At 66.7% G+C, this 17,536-nt stretch carries 18 protein-coding genes; 6 read left to right on the top strand and 12 right to left on the bottom strand.

The features are described from left to right. Positions 1–497: 3'-5' exonuclease (locus ISS20_RS16905; RefSeq protein ID WP_291438136.1), on the top strand; the 497-nt coding region annotated here is incomplete at its 5' end. Positions 498–661: 164 nt separating this feature from the next. On the opposite strand, the gene ISS20_RS16900 is transcribed toward ISS20_RS16905, so the two are convergent. Then, positions 662–2,716 (bottom strand): NADPH-dependent 2,4-dienoyl-CoA reductase, encoded by a 2,055-nt coding sequence (locus ISS20_RS16900; protein WP_291438137.1) that lies wholly within the window; start codon positions 2,714–2,716, stop codon positions 662–664. A 97-nt stretch (positions 2,717–2,813) separates the two neighbouring features. On the opposite strand from ISS20_RS16900, the gene ISS20_RS16895 reads away from it, so the two are divergent. Continuing rightward, positions 2,814–3,446 (top strand): TetR/AcrR family transcriptional regulator, encoded by a 633-nt coding sequence (locus ISS20_RS16895; protein WP_291438135.1) that lies wholly within the window; start codon positions 2,814–2,816, stop codon positions 3,444–3,446. Positions 3,447–3,460: 14 nt separating this feature from the next. Here the strand turns inward: ISS20_RS16895 and ISS20_RS16890 are convergent, their stop codons facing one another. Continuing rightward, positions 3,461–3,688 carry a SlyX family protein gene (locus ISS20_RS16890; protein WP_008906148.1) on the bottom strand — a complete coding sequence of 76 codons (228 nt, stop codon included), beginning with the start codon at positions 3,686–3,688 and terminating at the stop codon, positions 3,461–3,463. Positions 3,689–3,695: 7 nt separating this feature from the next. Next, positions 3,696–4,886 (bottom strand): PLP-dependent aminotransferase family protein, encoded by a 1,191-nt coding sequence (locus ISS20_RS16885; protein WP_291438134.1) that lies wholly within the window; start codon positions 4,884–4,886, stop codon positions 3,696–3,698. Positions 4,887–5,011: 125 nt separating this feature from the next. On the opposite strand from ISS20_RS16885, the gene ISS20_RS16880 reads away from it, so the two are divergent. Next, positions 5,012–5,491 carry a GyrI-like domain-containing protein gene (locus ISS20_RS16880; protein WP_291438133.1) on the top strand — a complete coding sequence of 160 codons (480 nt, stop codon included), beginning with the start codon at positions 5,012–5,014 and terminating at the stop codon, positions 5,489–5,491. A 51-nt stretch (positions 5,492–5,542) separates the two neighbouring features. Here the strand turns inward: ISS20_RS16880 and ISS20_RS16875 are convergent, their stop codons facing one another. Together ISS20_RS16875 and ISS20_RS16870 are read right to left on the bottom strand one after the other, a co-directional pair. Beyond that, entirely contained in the window at positions 5,543–6,520 is a 978-nt protein-coding gene (locus tag ISS20_RS16875) for a tripartite tricarboxylate transporter substrate binding protein (protein ID WP_291438132.1), read from the bottom strand. A gap of 89 nt (positions 6,521–6,609) precedes the next feature. Next, positions 6,610–8,082 carry an amidase gene (locus tag ISS20_RS16870; protein ID WP_291438131.1) on the bottom strand — a complete coding sequence of 491 codons (1,473 nt, stop codon included), beginning with the start codon at positions 8,080–8,082 and terminating at the stop codon, positions 6,610–6,612. 124 nt (positions 8,083–8,206) lie between these two features. Between ISS20_RS16870 and ISS20_RS16865 the strand changes: the two genes are divergently transcribed. Then, entirely contained in the window at positions 8,207–9,172 is a 966-nt protein-coding gene (locus ISS20_RS16865; RefSeq protein ID WP_291438130.1) for a LysR family transcriptional regulator, read from the top strand. 2 nt (positions 9,173–9,174) lie between these two features. Beyond that, the gene (nth, locus tag ISS20_RS16860) at positions 9,175–9,813 is read left to right on the top strand and encodes an endonuclease III (RefSeq protein WP_056065129.1); all 639 of its coding nucleotides are present in this window, start codon (positions 9,175–9,177) and stop codon (positions 9,811–9,813) included. 137 nt (positions 9,814–9,950) lie between these two features. On the opposite strand, the gene ISS20_RS16855 is transcribed toward nth, so the two are convergent. The 6 genes from ISS20_RS16855 to ISS20_RS16830 all read right to left on the bottom strand — a co-directional run bounded on the left by ISS20_RS16855 (position 9,951) and on the right by ISS20_RS16830 (position 15,907). After that, on the bottom strand, positions 9,951–10,697 hold the full coding sequence (locus ISS20_RS16855; protein ID WP_288851425.1) for an aspartate/glutamate racemase family protein: 747 nt from the start codon (positions 10,695–10,697) through the stop codon (positions 9,951–9,953). A 23-nt stretch (positions 10,698–10,720) separates the two neighbouring features. Then, entirely contained in the window at positions 10,721–11,485 is a 765-nt protein-coding gene (locus ISS20_RS16850) for a GntR family transcriptional regulator (protein ID WP_291438129.1), read from the bottom strand. Positions 11,486–11,498: 13 nt separating this feature from the next. Then, positions 11,499–12,386, bottom strand: a complete 888-nt coding sequence (locus ISS20_RS16845; protein WP_291438128.1) for an ABC transporter permease — start codon at positions 12,384–12,386, stop codon at positions 11,499–11,501. A 1-nt stretch (position 12,387) separates the two neighbouring features. Further along, positions 12,388–13,299: an ABC transporter permease gene (locus ISS20_RS16840; RefSeq protein WP_291438127.1), complete on the bottom strand. Its 912-nt coding sequence runs from the start codon at positions 13,297–13,299 to the stop codon at positions 12,388–12,390. Between the two features lie 184 nt (positions 13,300–13,483). Then, positions 13,484–14,776: a PotD/PotF family extracellular solute-binding protein gene (locus ISS20_RS16835; protein ID WP_291438126.1), complete on the bottom strand. Its 1,293-nt coding sequence runs from the start codon at positions 14,774–14,776 to the stop codon at positions 13,484–13,486. Between the two features lie 60 nt (positions 14,777–14,836). Continuing rightward, complete coding sequence (locus ISS20_RS16830) at positions 14,837–15,907, bottom strand: ABC transporter ATP-binding protein (RefSeq protein ID WP_291438125.1); 1,071 nt, start codon at positions 15,905–15,907, stop codon at positions 14,837–14,839. 250 nt (positions 15,908–16,157) lie between these two features. Here ISS20_RS16830 and ISS20_RS16825 point away from each other — a divergent pair, with 250 nt between their 5' ends. Beyond that, positions 16,158–17,291, top strand: coding sequence for a GGDEF domain-containing protein (locus ISS20_RS16825; RefSeq protein WP_291438124.1), 1,134 nt, complete (start codon positions 16,158–16,160; stop codon positions 17,289–17,291). A gap of 21 nt (positions 17,292–17,312) precedes the next feature. On the opposite strand, the gene ISS20_RS16820 is transcribed toward ISS20_RS16825, so the two are convergent. Then, positions 17,313–17,536, bottom strand: a 224-nt coding sequence (locus ISS20_RS16820) for a nicotinate-nucleotide--dimethylbenzimidazole phosphoribosyltransferase (protein WP_291438123.1), incomplete at its 5' end; no start/stop codon positions are given.

Genomic DNA, 17,536 nt, shown 5'->3' with positions numbered 1-17,536 from the left:
AGGCCGACCAGGCCTGCAATGCACTGGCCAGCGCCAGCGCCTGGGGGTTCGACACCGAGTCCAAGCCCACCTTTGTGCGCGATGAGCAGTCGGACGGCCCGCACATCGTGCAACTGGCCACGCTGGAGCGGGCCTGGGTGTTCCAGCTGCACGACCCGGGTTGCCGTGCGCGCGTCGCCGAGCTGCTGGCCCTGCAGGGTGTGACCAAGGCTGGCTTTGGCCTGGGGGATGACACCAAACGCATCCAGCACAAGCTGGGCGTGCAACCGGCCGATGTGCTGGAGTTGAACACCGTGTTCCGCCAACGCGGCTACCGCAAGGACATGGGGGTGAAGGGCGCTGTGGCGGTGCTGTTCAACCGGCGCTTCATCAAGTCCAAAAAGGCCGCTACCTCCAATTGGGCCAACCCGCAGCTCAGCGAAGCCCAGCTGGTGTACGCCGCCAACGACGCCTGGGCCGCCCTGCGGGTGCTCAACGCCTTGGGCCTGCCCGCCTGAGGGACTGTGCGGGCACTGCCACAGTGCCAAACCACAGTGCTCTAGTGCGCTTACTATCAAAAAAGTAGCTACTCAGGCATATTGCTCTAGCGCTACCGAGCAAAAGACATCAAAACCACGCCAAACAGGCCACGCGACCCCTGGCAGGCCATACCCACACCGACCTATAGCCGGGCAGCCAAGCGCGCCGCCTGGTCGATGGCGCGTTTGGCATCCAGCTCGCCGGCCTCCAGCGCGCCACCGATGAGGTGGGGTTTGCGGCCCTGGGCCTCCAGATCCTGCGCCAGGCTGCGCAAGGGCACCTGCCCCGCGCACAGCACCACGGTGTCGCAAGGGATCCAGGTCGGATCCTCGCGTTTTTCGCCGTAAGACACCAGCAGGCCCTCGTCGGCAATGCGCTCGTAGTTCACGCCGCTCACCATCTGCACCTCTTTCATCTTGAGCGTGGTGCGGTGGATCCAGCCCGTGGTCTTGCCCAGGCCGGCACCGAGCTTGCCCTTCTTGCGCTGCAGCAGCGTGACATGCCGAGCGGGCGGCGTCACGCGCGGGCCGCTGGGGGCCAGACCTCCGCGAGCGTCGGCCGGGTCGGTGATGCCCCACTCGGCCTTCCAGGCGGGCAAGTCCAGCGTGGTGGAAGGGTGTTCGCCGTGCGTCAGGAACTCGGCCACGTCAAAGCCAATGCCGCCCGCGCCGATGACGGCCACGCGCTCGCCCACCGGCTTGCCGTGGCGCAGCACGTCGATGTAACTCAGCACCTTGGGGTGGTCCTGGCCGGGGATCTTCGGGTCGCGCGGCTCCACGCCGGTCGCGACGATGACCTCGTCAAAGCCCGCCAGGTCGGAGGCCAACACGCGCCGGTTCAGGTGCAGCTGCACGCCGGTGTCCTCGACCCGCATGGCGAGGTAGCGCAGCATTTCGTGGAACTCTTCCTTGCCCGGAATCACCTTGGCCATGTTGAGCTGGCCGCCGATGGCGACTGCGGCGTCGAACAGATGCACCTCGTGCCCGCGCTCGGCCGCCACGGTGGCAGCGGTCAGACCGGCAGGCCCTGCGCCCACCACCGCCACACGTTTGCGCGACGAAACCGGCCGGTACACCAGTTCCGTCTCGTGACAGGCGCGCGGGTTGACGAGGCAACTGCTGGTCTTGTTCTGGAACACATGGTCCAGGCAGGCCTGGTTGCAGGCAATGCAGGTGTTGATGCGGTCGGCCCGACCTTGCGCGGCCTTCTTCACAAACGCCGCATCGGCCAGCAGCGGCCGCGCCATGGAGACCATGTCGGCGCAGCCATCTGCCAGCACCTGCTCGGCCACCTCGGGTGTGTTGATGCGGTTGGACGTGACCAGCGGCGTGGTGATGCCCGCCGCCGCGAACTCGGCCTTCATCTTTTGCGTGACCCAGGCAAACGCTGCGCGCGGCACGCTGGTGGCAATGGTGGGCACCCGCGCCTCGTGCCAGCCAATGCCGGTGTTGACGATGTTCGCCCCGCCCGTGGCTACGGCCTTGCCCAGGGTGACGATCTCGTCCCACGCGCTGCCGCCGGGCACCAGGTCGATCATCGACAGGCGGTAGATGATGATGAAGTCCGGCCCCACGGCCTCGCGCATGCGGGCCAGAATCTCCACCGGCAGCCGCATGCGGTGGCTGTAGTCGCCGCCCCAGGCATCGCGCCGCAGGTTGGTGGCTTGCGACAGAAACTGGTTGATGAAATAGCCCTCCGAGCCCATCACCTCCACGCCGTCGTAGCCCGCCTCGCGCGCCTTCACTGCACAGCGCACGAAGGCGCGGATCTGTCGCTCCACCCCGCTCGCCGACAGCGCGAACGGCGTGAACGGCGAAATCGGCGACTGCAGCCGCGACGGCGCCACCGCCAGCGGGTGGTAGGCATAGCGGCCCGTGTGCAGGATTTGCAGTGCGATCTTGCCGCCCGCCTCGTGCACGGCCTCGGTCACCACGCGGTGGCGCTTGGCCGCGCCCGAGGTCGCCAGCGTGCCCGCAAATGGCTTGGCCCAGCCCGCGATGTTCGGCGCGAAGCCGCCCGTGACGATCAGCCCCACATCGCCTTCAGCCCGCTCGCGGAAGTACGCCGCCATGCGCGTGAGGTCGCGCCCGTCCTCCAGCCCCGTGTGCATGGAGCCCATGAGCACGCGGTTCTTGAGGGTGGTGAACCCCAGGTCCAGGGGGGCGAGCAGGTGTGGGTACAACGCGGGGCCAGGCATGGACGCAGTGGCTGCAGAGGTGGCAATGGGGGAAGAATGCATGGAAGGATCGTGGGCTAGAAGTATTTTCTAGAACTTTATTCTAGAATTCTGTCCCATGGCAAGCCGCAATTCCCCGCCCCCCACCTCATCCCCTGCAGAAGCCACCACCGACCGCCGCCAGGACATCCTGAACGCCGCCCTCGCCTGCGCGGCCGAAGGCGGCGTGGATGCGGTGACCATCGACGGCGTGCGTGCGCGCTGCGGGGCCAGCGTGGGCAGCATTTATCACCACTTTGGCAACCGCGACGGGATCGTGGCGGCGCTATTCTTTGACATCTTTCACGACCAGTCGCGCAGCGTGCAGGCGCAACTGGATGCCGCCCAGGGCGTGGAGGCGGGCGTGTTGGCCCTGGTCACCGGCTATCTGGACTGGGTGGTGGCGCAGCCAGAGCGGGCACTGTTCATGTTCCAGGCGCGCAGCGCGGTGGCAGCGGGCCCGCGCACGCCCGACCTGGCCGAAGCCGCACGGCGACGCAACCAGGCGCTGGTGGCCTGGTTCGAGCCGCACCGGCAGTCCGGCGCGCTGCGCAACCTGCCTTGCGAGCTGATGCCGTCGCTGGTGATGGGGCCGGTGCAGAGCTATTGCAGGGCCTGGCTGTCAGGCAACGCTGCCCAGGGCGGCCTGCCCTCGCCCACCACCTACCGCGCAGAGCTGGCAGACGCAGCGTGGCGGTCCGTCAGGGCGTAGACCGAGGGATCAGATCAGTAATGCGGCGGAAGCTCGTCGCGCAGGTTGCGCGGGCCGTTCGAGCCGCCCTCGGGCGCCTGCTGGCGCAGCTGGATGACCTCGTGCGTGAGCCGGTCGATCAGCTGCTGCTGCTGGTAGATGGTCATGTTCAGCTGATCCAGAAGGTCTTCGGTAAAGCTGGCCTTGATCTCCAGGCTTTCGAGGCGCTGGAGAACGTTGGCGAGATCGTTGGTGTCGGACATGGAGGCGTCAGATCGCCTGGCCCAGGCGCGCGACGCCTTCGCGGATCTTGTCCACATCGGCCGTGGCAAACGACAGGCGGAAGGTGGCGTGGTCCGGGTTGGCGCAGAAGAACGGCGTGCCGGGCACAAAGGCCACGCCCTTTTCAATGGCGCGCTTGGCCAGCACATTGCCATCGGCCACCTTGCCACCCGCCCCCGTGAGGCGTGCCCAGACAAAGAGGCCGCCCTGCGGTTGCACAAACTCGATGGCATCGCCCAGTTCCTTGCGCAGCGCGTCGCCCATGGCCTGGGCGCGCTCGGCGTACACCTTGCGCACATGGGCCAGCGTGCCGGGCATACGGCCAGCCTTGAGGTACTGCGCGGCCGTGGCCTGCGCAAAGGTGCTGGTGTGTGCGTCGCTGAACTGCTTGCACATGGTGGCCTTGCCCAGCAGCTCGGCGGGGGCAATCATCCAGCCCACGCGCAGGCCGGGCGACAGCACCTTGCTCAGGCTGCCGCAGTGCACCAGCAGATCGCGGCTGCCGGGCACCGTGGCCGACAGGTTGAGCAGGCTGGGGGGAGGCGCATCGCCAAAGTACAGGTCACCGTAGGGGTCGTCTTCGACGATCAGGGTGTTGTGCTTGACGGCCATCTCCAGCACGGCCTTGCGGCGCTCCAGGCTCAGCATGGCGCCGCTGGGGTTGCCGAAGGTGGGGATCAGGTAGACGAACTTTGGCTTGTGCTCGGCGATGAGCTTTTCCAGCTCGTCGGTCTTCACGCCGTTGCCGTCGATGGGCGCACTGATGAGTTCGGCACCATACAGGCGAAAACACTGGATGGTGGCCAGGAAGGTGGGGCCTTCGACGATGACCTTGTCGCCGGGGCTGATGAGCGTCTTGCCCAGCAGGTCCAGCGCCTGCTGGCTGCCGGTGGTGACGATGAGGTTGTCGGCGGCCACGTCCTTGGCGCCCTTGCTCGTCATGAAGGCGGCCAGTTGCTCGCGCAGCGGGGTGTAGCCCTCGGTGGCGCCATATTGAAGTGCGGCGCCGGGCTCTTCGGCCAAGGCGGCGTTGCTGGCGGCGCGGATGCCTTCCACGTCAAACATCGCGCTGTCCGGGAAGCCACCCGCAAAGCTGATGATGCCGGGCTTGCCCAGCAGCTTGAAAAGCTCGCGGATGGCGGAGGTTTCTACGTTGTTCAGGCGGTCGGCAAATTGCATGGCGTGGACAGAAGTGGTTGGCAACAAACTGTGCATTGTCGCCAATTGCGACGCAGGATTCATGCGGTGTCTTTCCAAGAGGCTCTAAACTGGGTTTTCCCTCCACCGCCATTGCCCTGCCCGCAATGACCCTGACCCTCCGCACCCTGCCCCGCATGCGCCTTGCCACCATGCGCCACACCGGCGCCTACGGCCACCCGGGCCTGACCGAGTTGTGGGAGCGTTTTGGCAGCTGGTGTGCCACCCGCCGGCTGGATGATCCACGCCCCAAGTTCTATGGCTTCAGCCACGACGACCCGGCCTGCACGCCGCACGAGCAGTGCCGCTATGACGCAGCGGTGCAGATTGGCGTGGGCCTGCGCACCGGGCCCGATGTGCAGGTGATGGACTACGAAGGCGGCGACTACGCCTGCATGCACTTTGTGGGCACGGGGCCAGAGATCGGCGCCGCCTGGGCGCAGATGGGCGCGCCGGGCCAGATCCCTGAAGGCTGGGAATGGGAATCGCGCGCCGCGCTGGAGATCTACGACGAGGACTTTGCAGTGGACCCAGTCACGGGGCGCTTTCCGTGCTGGCTGTGTATTCCGGTCAAGCGGACGCGCTGAATCCCATGGGGTTGCGCTGACGGGCCGGGTAGCCCTTTTCAGCGCCGACCGTCAATCCACCCGGATATCCGCCCGTGCCGCCACGGCACGCATCAGCGGCAGCTCGCGTTCAATGCGCGCGCGCAGCCCGTCGCCATTGCCACCCAGCGGCGTCAGACCGATGTCCAACATCTTCTTCTTGAAATCCGCCGAGGCCATGGTCTCGGCCAGGGCCTTTTCCAGCTTTTTCTGCACGGGTGCTGGCAGCCCTGCGGGCCCCACAAAGGCAAACCAGGAACCCATGTCAAAGCCGGGGTAGCCGCTTTCGGCCACCGTGGGCACGTTGGGCAGCAAGGCCAGGCGCTGCGGGCTGAGCGCGGCAATGGCCTTGATCTTGCCGGACTTGATGAGGGGGGTGGACGCCACTACCGTGTCCACCGCCAGCTGCACCTGCCCGCCCATCAGTGCCGTAAGGCTGGGCGAGCTGCCATTGAAAGGCACGTGCATCATCGGAAAGCCCGCCGTGGTCTTGAGCATCTCTGCGCCAAAGTGCACCGACGAGCCCGTGCCATAGGAGCCGTACGAGAACTTGTCCGGCGCGGCCTTGGCCTGGGCCACGATGTCCTTGAGCGACTGCCCCGGGGTGTCGTTGTGGGCCACCAGCAGCAGCCCCATGTCGGCCACCAGGGCCAGGGGCGTGAAGCTCTTGATGGGGTCGTAAGGCAGGTTGGTGCGGATGGCCGGGTTCATGGTGAGCGTGGTGTTGGACCCGAGCAGCAGCGTGTACCCGTCCGCAGGCGCCTTGGCCACCATGGACACCGCCACCACGGTGCCCGCGCCGGGCCGGTTCTCCACCACCATGGGCTGCCCCAGACGTTCCCCCAACGCGGTGGCCAATAACCGCCCCAGGATGTCGGTGGCGCCCCCAGGTGCGAAAGGCACGACCAGCTTGATGGGCCGGTCGGGGTAGCTCTGCGCATGCACCAGGCCGGGTGCCGCCAGCACCAAGGCACTGGCCAGAAGACTCGATACGAAGCGGGAACGCAGCATGGTGAAGCTCTCCAGAAAGCACGTTGACAAAAGCGGGGGGTAGCGGGGGTTCACGGTGTGAGATGGAATGGCGAGCAGCGAGGCCCAGGTCACCCCAGCAAGGGGCTGCGCTGGCGCGCGTACCCACTGGCCTGGTCGTAGGCGTGGCCGATCTGCAGCACGGCGGCGTCAGACTGTGCCGGGCCGATGATCTGCAGCCCCGCAGGCAGGCCGCCGGGGCCAAAACCTGCGGGGGCTGCCAGCGCGGGCAGGCCGGCCATGGTGGCGGGCACCACGGTCTCCATCCAGCGGTGGTAGGTGTCCATGGTGCGGCCGCCGACCTCGTGGGGCCAGTCCAGCCCGGCATCGAACGGAAAGACCTGGGCAGCGGGCAACACCAGAAAATCGAATTGTTCGAACAGGCCGCGCAGCACCTGGTACCACGCGCTGCGCACGCGGGCCGCGTCGTACACCTGCAGGGCCGTCAGGCGCATGCCACGCTCGATCTCCCACACCGCCTCGGACTTCAGCAGCGCATGCGTGGCCGGGTTGCGATACAAGGCCGCATTGGCCCCTGCCACGCTGAAGCTGCGCAGGTCGATCCAGGCGTTCCACATCTGCTTCAGGTCGAACGCGGGCACCACGGACTCCACCGCGCAGCCCACGGTGCGAAAGTGTTCCAGCGCCCGCTCGCAGGTGGCCAGCACGCCGGGTTCGGTGGGCAAGTGGCCACCCAGGTCGCCCAGCCAGCCGATGCGGGCACCGCGCCAGTCGCGCTCCAGCGGCTGGCCCAGCAGGGCCACATCCTCGTGCCGGCGCGTGAGGGGCAGGCGTGCATCAAAACCCGCCTGCACCGACAGCAGCAGCGCCAGGTCCGGGATGTTGCGGGCCATGGGCCCGGCCACGCTGAACTGCTGGAAGAACACTTCCTCCGTCGGCCCGTGCGGCACCAGGCCGAAGGAGGTGCGCAGGCCATACACGTTGTTGAACGCCGCTGGCGTGCGCAGCGAGCCCATCATGTCCGAGCCATCGGCCACCGGCAGCATGTGCAGGGCCACTGCCACGGCTGCGCCGCCACTGCTGCCCCCTGCCGACACAGCCGGGTTGTGGGCGTTGCGCGTAGTGCCATAAACGGGGTTGTAGGTGTGCCCGCCCAGGCCAAACTCGGGCGAGTTGCTGCGGCCGATGAACAGTGCGCCGCCTGCGCGCATGCGCTCGAACACCACGGCGTCGGTGGCCGACACCTGACCGGCAAAGATGGGCGAGCCCCGCGTGGTGACCATGCCCGCGGCGGGCATGATGTCCTTGGGCGCCTGCGGAAAGCCGTGCAGCGGGCCCAGGCTCTCGCCGCACGCCAGTTGCGCATCGCGCTCTGACGCCTGCGTGCGCACGGCGTTGCGGTCCGCCATCGCCACCAGGGCATTCACCACGGGGTTCAGCCGGTCCACCTGGGCCAGGTAGGCATCCAGCACCTCGGTGCAGGAGACCTCCCGCGCATGGATGGCGCGCGACAGTCCGGTGGCCGTAAGGTCCACGATGGGGCTGGGGGTCCCACCCGGGGTGACGCTGTTTGCAGAAGGCATGGGGGCTGGGGCCGGTGAATGTGTCATTGGTGAGTCAGCATAAGCAGCCCGCTGCGTTTCGACAATCAACGATTTCTGGGGTTATCTTTGCGTTTTATGCAATCCACACCCCGAAAGGCCCCCCATGCTTTCCAGCCGCTTGCAGGACACCGCGCTGCGCTACTTTCTGGAAGTGGCGCGCAGCGGCTCGGTCAGCGAGGCCGCCGCGCGCCTCAATGTGTCGCCCTCGGCCGTGAGCCGCCAGGTCGCCGCCCTCGAAGACCTGCTGGGCGTGCCGCTGTTTGACCGGCGCCCGCGCGGCATGGCGCCCAGCGCGGCGGGCGAGCTGCTGGCCGCCCATGCGCGGCGCGGCGCGCTGGAGGCCGACCGCGTGGTCTCCGACATCCAAGCGCTGCAGGGCCTGCGCACGGGGCTGGTGCGCATCTGCAGCTCTGCGGGTTTTGCCATCGAGTTCCTGCCCCGCGTGATGGCGCAATTCCGCCTGCAGTACCCCGGCATCCAGTTCCACCTGCGCGTGGCCAGCCCCGCAGCTGTGACCGTGGCGGTGCTCAACGGCGATGCGGACATTGGCCTGACCTACAGCCGCTCGGCCGAGCGGGACATCACCGTGCAGCACCGCCAGGCCGCGCCCGTCATCGCCATCATGCGGCCTGACCACGCGCTCGCACGCGCCCACTCCGTCACGCTGGCGCAGATGCACGCCTACCCCATCGCCCTGCCCGAGCGCGACAACACCGTGCGCCAGCTGTTCGACATTGGCTGTAGCCAGCGGGGCCTGGTCTTTGAGCCCGCGCTGGTGTGCAACCACTTCGAGACGCTGATGCACTTTGTGCTGCATGGCGGCGGCCTGTCCATCTCGGGCGAGGTGACGGTGCGCGATCGGGTGCAGCGCGGCGAAATGCATGCCGCCCAGATCCGCGAGCCCGGCATGAGCGCCCGCGCCGCCGAGCTGCAGACCCTGAGCGGCCGCACCCTGCCCGCTGCCGTGCGCATGTTCCTGGAGTTTCTGCAGGCGCAGCTGCGGGACAATGCGCCACCGGCCACGCCCGCCAAAAGAAGCCAGCCCCCTGCCCCACCCCACCAACGATGATGATGAAAACCGCCCAGATCGAGCCCTTCTTCGCCACCCTGAAGGCGGCCAACCCTATGCCCAACACGGAGCTGGAATACACCACCCCGTTCGAGCTGCTGGCCGCCGTGCTGCTGTCGGCCCAGGCCACTGACGTGGGCGTGAACAAGGCCACGCGCAAGCTGTTCCCAGTTGCTGGCACGCCCCAGGCCATCCTGGACCTGGGTCTGGAGGGGCTGGAGGGTTACATCAAGACCATCGGGCTGTACCGCACCAAGGCCAAGAACCTGATGGAGACCTGCCGCATCCTGGTGGAGCAGCACGGCAGCGTGGTGCCCCGCACGCGCGAGGCGCTGGAGGCCCTGCCCGGCGTGGGCCGCAAGACGGCCAACGTGGTGCTGAACGTGGCCTTTGGCCAGCCCACGATGGCGGTGGACACGCACATCTTTCGCGTGAGCAACCGCACCGGCCTGGCGCCCGGCAAAAACCCGCTGGCGGTGGAGCTGCAGCTGATGAAGCGCGTGCCCGCCGCCTACGCAGTGGATTCGCACCACTGGCTCATCCTGCTGGGCCGCTATGTGTGCCAGGCGCGCAAGCCGCGCTGCTGGGAATGTGTGGTGAGCGAGTATTGCGACTACCGGCCGAAGACGCTGGCGCCCTAACGCGCAGAACGCACAGCGCTTCAAATTTCATAGCAACCAGCGCATATTCTTCTAGCGCATCCAGCCTAAAACAATCAAAACCTGCGCTCTGGCAGAGATTTCGAGCCCTTGCGCAACCGCCAGCCTGCAAGGCCGGGTCAGACAACGCAGCGGGTGCCCAGCGCCGCCATCTCTTGCGACACCCCCACCCAGGCCACATCAAACCCCGCCACCTTGCGCTCCGGTGGCACGGGGTGCGCGCGCAGCGCCCAGGTGGCACCCGCCACCACGCTGTCGATCACGGGCACCGACACCTGCGGCTGCACGGCGGCAGCCATGCCTGCCAGCCCCGCCCCACCCAAAATGACGGCCTGCACCCCCATCTGCCGCACCACATCCCTGCAGGCCTGGGCCAGCAAGGCACGGGCTGCTTCGGGGTCAGCCGCCAGTTGCGCCCCGGTGGGGGCGACGGTGTGAATGCCTGCCAGTGCGTGGGCGTGGCCCAGCGCCTGGGCCAGCCGCTGCAGCATGGGGCCCCAGCGCTCGCCACCGGTGACGATGGCAAAGCGGCCATGGCGCGCAGCCTCGATGAATGACGCTTCGGCCAGGCCAGTGACGGGCACCGGACTGCTCTCGCGCAGCGCCATCAGGCCAGGGTCGCCAAAGCAGCCGATCAGCACCGCGTCGGGCGCGGTCTGCGGCTGTGCGATCTCATGCGCCCACACATCGAGCGCGGCGTGGGCTGCCACAGCGTAGCTCGCCTCGCACGCGATGTACGGGGCGCCAAAGCGGGCCGTGGCCGTGCGCACCGCCACATGCGAACCCGCAGCCCCCTGCACATGCCGCTGCAGCAAGGCACTGACATGGGCTGACATGTTGGGGTTGATGACGAGCAGTTGGCGCATGGAAGACGAATGTGGAAAGCCAGTCAGGCCCCACCCAGCAACTGCGCCAGATCAGGGGCTTCCGCCGCAGGCGGCGTGAACTCCAGCTGCGACTCGATCCGCGCCAGGTGGGCCAGCATCAGCCGGGGCGCCTCGCGCGCATCGCGCAGGCGAATGGCATCGATCAGCGCGCGGTGTTCGCGGCAGCCGCAGGCCGTGGCCTCTTCGCGGGTTTTGGCGTGGCTGGGGCTGTACGTCATCAGGATGAGCGAGGTGCGCGAGACCAGCTCGCGCAGGATGCGGCCTAGCGTCTGGTGCCCGGCCGCCTGCGCGATGTGCAGGTGAAAGTCGCCCGACAGGCGGATGGCACGGCGCATGTCGCCACTGGCGCGGGCGGCCTCTTCGTCGTCGATGCAGGTGCGCAGCGCGGCAATGTCGGCGTCGGTGGCGTTGGCAATGAACAGCTCCACCAGGCGCGGCTCCAGCAGGCGGCGGGCTTCAAAGACTTCCAGCGCCTCTTGCGGCGTGGGCTGGGCAATGGATGCGCCCCGGTTGGGTGTGAGCGTGACGACCTGCTCATTGGCCAGCCGCACCAGCACAGGCCGTACGCGTGTGCGCGACACGCCAAAGGCCGCCGCCAGCTTGTCTTCCACCAGCTTGGTGCCGGGTGGCAGGCGGTGGTCGAGGATGGCCGAGACCATGCGGTCGTACATGTCGTTGTCGCTGAGCTGGCCTGGGGCCTCGGGCTGAGCGGTCGGTTCGGTGACCGCAGCGCGTGCGCGCCGGGGCTTGGGGAGGGTGGTCGTCATAAGGGTGCCGTTTTTACCCCGAACGGCCCTTGCGCCTGCGGCCCAAGGCCCACACCAGCGCCAGCGTGATGCCCATGACGAGGAACGACACCACCGTGGTCAGCGTGCCCAGCGCGTAGATCGATGGCGTGGTCACCGTGCTGGTCAGGCCCTGCAGCTCCAGCGGCAGCGTGTTCACATCGCCAATGGCCTGCGAGGTACGGGCGATCTCGTCCCAGCTGAGCGTAAAGCCGAACATGCCAATGCCCACGACCGAGGGCGCGATCAGCGGCAACACCACATGCGCGAAGCCCTGCCAGGGCGTGGCACCCAGGTCGCGTGCGGCTTCTTCGTACGCAGGGTTGAAGCGGTTGAACACCGCGAACATGATGAGCAGGCCGAACGGCAGCGTCCAGGTCAGGTGCGCGCCCAGGGCCGAGGTGAACAGGCCCAGCGACGTGCCATAGCCCTCCAGCGCACTCTCCATGCCCAGCCACTCGAGCGCGGCCTTGATGCCGTTGTCGATGAGCCGGAACTCCAGCCCGATGCCCAGCGAGACGATGATGGACGGCATGATGAGGCTGGCCACGACGATGAAGAACAGCGTGTTGCCGCCCGCCAGCCGCTTGCGAAACGCCAGGCCCGCCAGCACCGACAGCACCACCGTGCACAGCATCACCGCAACACCCAGACCCAGCGAGCGCCACAGCGCCGCGCCGATGTCCACCACACCCAGCCCTTCGGCCAGCTTGGTGAACCAGTGCAGCGACACGCCGCGCATGGGGAAAGTGAGCCCGCCCTCGGGGCCCTGGAAGCTCAGGATGAAGATGACGAACATGGGTCCGTACATGAACAGCACGAACAGCGCAAAGAAGATGGCCGGGGGCCAGAAGCTGGCGGGACGAGATTCACGGACTTTCATCTCACAGCTCCTTGCGAATGTCGACGAGGCGCGTGAGGCCCCAGATGATCATCAGCACCACGGCCAGCAGGATCACGGCATTGGCCGCCGCCAGGGGGAATTGCAGGTAGGACGTCTGCACCTGGATGATCTTGCCAATCGATGCGATCTGCTGCCCGCCCATCACGCCGATGGTCACGAAGTCGCCCATGACGATGGTGATCACAAAGATCGAGCCGATGATGATGCCGGTGCGCGAGAGCGGCACGATCACGTTCCACAGCGTCTGCCAGCCACTCGCGCCACTGTCGCTGGCCGCCTCGATGAGGCTGCGGTCGATGCGCATCATGCTGTTGAAGATGGGCACGATCATGAACATGGTGTACAGGTGCACGAAGGCCAGCACCACCGAGAAGTCCGAGAACAGCAGCCACTCCACAGGCGTCTCGATGAGGTTCATGCCTATCAGCGTCTGGTTGACCAGCCCATTGCGCCCCAGCAGCGGCACCCACGAGATCATGCGGATCACGTTCGACGTCCAGAACGGGATGGTGCACAGCACGAACAGCACGGTCTGCATGCCCGAAGAGCGCACATGGAAGGCCAAAAAATAGGCCACGGTGAAGCCGATCACCAGCGTGATCAGCCACACCAGAAAGCTGAACTTGAGCGTGGAGTAATACGTCTTGAGCGTGACACACAGGCCCTCCGACGCATCGCCACAGCCCGCGAAGATCGACACGTAGTTCTTGAACGTGAAGCCGGGCAACAGCTCGTACTCGTTGAAGTCCCAGAAGCTGACCATCACGATCAGCGCCAGCGGAATCAGAAAAAACAGCGCGAACACCAGCGTGAACGGCGCAGCCTGCCACCAGGCGGCAATGCTACGACCGGGGACGGCTGCAGCGGGTAAGGACGGGGTGGTGGTGCTCATGGTGTTTGCAATCAATGAATCCAAAGGTCTACCGTTCGGCGCTTGCTCTTGAGACTGGCGCTGCCCAAGGCCAGTGCCCCCGTGCAAGGGCCGCCCCGCCGCACCGGGGGCGTCCCCCTCCCGACCCGCGCAGCGGGTCGAGAGAGGGGGAAGGCGCGCAGCGCCTCAGGGGGTGAAACCTCTACTACGCCGCGACGAACTCATTCCACTTCTGCACCATGTAGTTGTTCTCGTCCATCAGCGCGTTCCAGCAAGCGATGCCGCCCATGCGCGACTCGTAGCTGCCGCCGTCGCGCACTGCACCGGCCTTGGCGAGCACGTCGCCATTGGGGCTCTTGATGTCCTGCGTGGCAGGCTTGCCTTCCATCCAGTAGGCCCACTCGTAGGCTTCCATCTTGGACTTGGCGGTCTCCAGCACGGCGCTGTAGTAGCCCTGGCGGTTCAGGTAGGCACCGGCCCAGCCGTCGAGGAACCAGTTGATGAACTCGTAGGCGCCATCGAGCTTGCGGCCGCTCAGCGTGGCGGGCAGGCCAAAGCCGGCGGCCCAGGCGCGATAGCCTTCCTTCAGGGGCTGGAAGTTGCAGGCGATGCCCTTGGTGCGCACGGCCGTCACAGCCGGGCTCCACATCGACTGGATCACCACCTCGCCCGATGCCATCAGGTTCACCGACTCGTTGAAGTCCTTCCACAGCGCGCGGAACTGGCCCTGCTTCTTGGCCTCGATCAGGGTCTTGATCGTGAGATCAATCTCCTTCTTGGTCATGTTGCCCTTGTCGGGGTACTTGTAGATGCCCATGGCCTCGACCACCATGGCGGCGTCCATGATGCCGATGGAGGGGATGTTCAAAATCGCGGTCTTGCCCTTGAACTCGGGGTTGAGCAGCTCGGCCCATGAGTTGATGGGGCGCTTGATCAGGTCGGGGCGGATGCCCAGCGTGTCGGCGTTGTACACGGTGGGGATCAGGCTCATGAACTGCGTGGGCGCAGTCGCGAACTTCTTGGATTTTTCGCCTTCCAGGTAGATCACCTTCTTGGGTGCGGTGCCCTGGTCGCCCACGGCTTTGCCAGCCACCTGGCCGGTGGTGAACAGCGTGGTGATCTTGTCGGCGTTCTTGATACGCTTGGTGTCGATGCCCTTCAGGTTGCCCGTGGGCACGATCTTTTTCAGCGAGAAGTACTCGGTGTCGATCAGGTCGAAACTGTTGGGCGCGGTCACGGCGCGCTTGGTCACGTCGTCCGTGGTCACGGCCACGTACTGGATCTCGATGCCGGTGTCGGCCTTGAACTTCTCGGCAATCGCCTTGTCCTGGTTCACCGCCGTGCCCAGGTAGCGCAGCACGATCTTTTCCTGCGAATGCACGGCCGGGAACATGCCAGCGGCCAGGATGCCCGCCGTGCCCTTGAGCAACGAGCGGCGCGCCACTCCAGTGGCATCGGAGAAAACAACAGGGGAATCAGCACGGGAAGCATCGGACATGGGAAAACTCCTTGGGTTGCGGAAGGGGACGGGTGAAAAAGAGGGGACGTGGCGGCGCGGTCAGGCGGCGACGGCCATGGCGGGAGCGGGCACAGACAGCGGGTGCGCCTGGTCGGGCGTCCAGTGCAGTTGCACGCCCTGCCCCACCTGGTAGGGCTGCGCAGCAAAGGCGGCCTCGGACACCATCACCGAATACGCCGCCGTGGCGTTGGCCGACAAGGCCACGCCCTGCTTTTGCAGGCCCAGCAGCACGTAGGTGCCCTGGTACTCCACGTCGGTCACCACGGCCTGCATGCGCTGGGCGCCCCAGGGCAATTCGGCACTGGCGGGGGCGATCTGCAGATGGTCGGTGCGCACGCCGACCTTGCCTTCGGGCGTGTCGATCACGTTGTGCCCGCCCATGAAGCGCGCCACGAATTCGCTGGCGGGCCGGTTGTAGACCTCGTGCGGGCTGCCCACCTGCTCGATCACGCCGTGGTTCATCACCACCATGGTGTCGGCCAGGGCCATGGCCTCTTCCTGGCTGTGGGTCACATGGATAAAGGTCAGGCCCAGCTCCTTTTGCCAGCGGCGCAGTTCGGCACGCATCTGGATGCGCAGGAAGGGGTCGAGGGCGGACAGTGGCTCATCCAGCAGCAGCACGCGCGGCTGCGTGATGAGAGCCCGTGCCAGCGCCACGCGCTGCTGCTGCCCGCCTGAGAGTTCTGCCGGTTTGCGTTCGGCCAGATGGCCCAGGGCCACGCGCTCCAGCAGGTCGCGCGCCTTGGCCTGGCGCTCGGCCTTGGCCACGCCTTTCATCTTGAGACTGAAGGCCACGTTATCGAGCGCCGAGAGGTGCGGGAACAGCGCAAAGCTCTGGAACATCATGGCCGTGCCGCGCGCGGCGGCGGGCAGGTCGGTGATGTTGCGGTTCTCCAGCAGGATGTCGCCGCTGGTCACCGACTCGTGCCCCGCAATCATGCGCAAGGTGGTGCTCTTGCCGCAGCCCGAGGGCCCCAGCAGGCAGCAGTAGCTGCCATTGGCGATGCGCAGGTTGATGGCATCCACGGCAGGCTTGCCGCTGGCATAGCGCTTGGTGAGCGCGATGATTTCGATGGCGGCGGGGGTAGGCGCAGGGTGGGTGCTTTGCATGGGGTATGCCCTACGCAAAGCCCATGCCAACTTTGTACACAATGCTTTAGTCACATTGCATACAAAATGCACCAACACGGCGCAGATTGCCGCCCCATACCGATTCTCAGCCGTGCTGGCCCCTGCCCCACCCCGGGCAAACCATGCACCGAAACAGAGCTGGGCCTTCCAAGTGCGTGGCTATACTGGCTTCGCATCTGAAACAATTTCTTACGTCAGCGCACTCATCCCCCCTTCTCCTGCCTGCCGCATGACGAACCTCGACCCGCGCTCCATGATCGCCCTGGCGGGCTTCATGTCTGCCGTCATGGCCATGGTGCTGCTGTTCATGCGGCGGCACTACCCGCCCAGCATTCGCGGTGTGGGGGGCTGGGCGGCGGCGCCGCTGCTATGGCTGCTGTCCACCGTGCTGTTTGGCGCGCGCGGCGCCATCCCTGACTGGCTGGGCCTGGTGCTGGCCAACCAGCTGCTGGTGCTGGGCTCGGTCACCTACTACATGGGCACGCGACAGTTCATGGGCCAGCCCGCCACCTGGCGCACCTGGAACTGGGTGATGGCGGGCACAACGGTCGTGTTTGCCTGGCTGACCTACGGGTGGCCCAACTATGCGGTGCGGGTGGGGTTTTTCACCGTGGTGATGGGCGTGTTGTACGCCGCGCAGTTGCGCTTCATGCTGCGCCACGGCGGACGCAATTTCCCCGTGCGGCTGGTGGAGGTGATGCTGGGCCTGCACATGCTGGTGCTGGGGATGCGGCTGGGGTCTATCCTGGCTGGGCATGCAGGCAACGACCTGATGGAGCCATCGCTGTTCCAGACCCTGTACATCGGTGCCTATGCGCTCACCGTGCTGATGTTGTCCATTGGCGCGGTGCTGATGGCCACAGACCGCTTGCGCACCGAGCTGGAGCATCTGGCCACCTATGACTCGCTGACCCAAACCCTCAACCGCCGTGCCTTGCTGCAGCGCTGCGAGGACGAGCTGGAGCGTGCGCAGCGCTACGGCGGCGGTCCGTCCATCATGATGGTGGACCTGGACAACTTCAAGGCGGTGAACGACACGCGCGGCCACCAGCACGGCGATGCGGTGCTGGTGCACTTTGCCGAGCGCACCCGCCAGGTGCTGCGTCGCGCCGACCGCCTGGGCCGCTATGGGGGTGAGGAATTCCTGGTGCTGCTGCCGGGAGCCGACGCCCAGGCCGCCCTGGGTGTGGCCCAGCGCATCCACGCCACGCTGGCCACGGGCCACCCGCTGGACTGCGAGGTGAGCATCGGGCTGACCAGCTGGACCGGGCCACAAGAAACCCTGGACGCCATGCTCTCCCGCGCTGACGCCGCCCTCTACCGCGCCAAGGAAGAAGGCCGCAACCGCACTGTGGTGGGCTGAAATCTCTTCCAGTACGGCGACTCAGGCCGTCTGCGTGGCCACACCGGCCGATTCAAAACTCGCCATCTCGCGCAGCACGGCACAGGCCGATTGCAGCAACGGCCAGGCCAGCGCCGCGCCCGAGCCCTCGCCCAGGCGCAAGCCCAGGTCCAGCAGAGGCTCGGCCTGCATCTGCTCCAGCATCAGGCTATGGCCCCGTTCGCCCGAGCGATGGGCAAACACACAGCGCTGCAGCACCTGCGGCG

It is taken from the genome of Acidovorax sp. (assembly GCF_016783915.1).
GTDB lineage: Bacteria > Pseudomonadota > Gammaproteobacteria > Burkholderiales > Burkholderiaceae_C > Acidovorax.
This window is presented reverse-complemented; position numbering and strand designations above follow the sequence as displayed.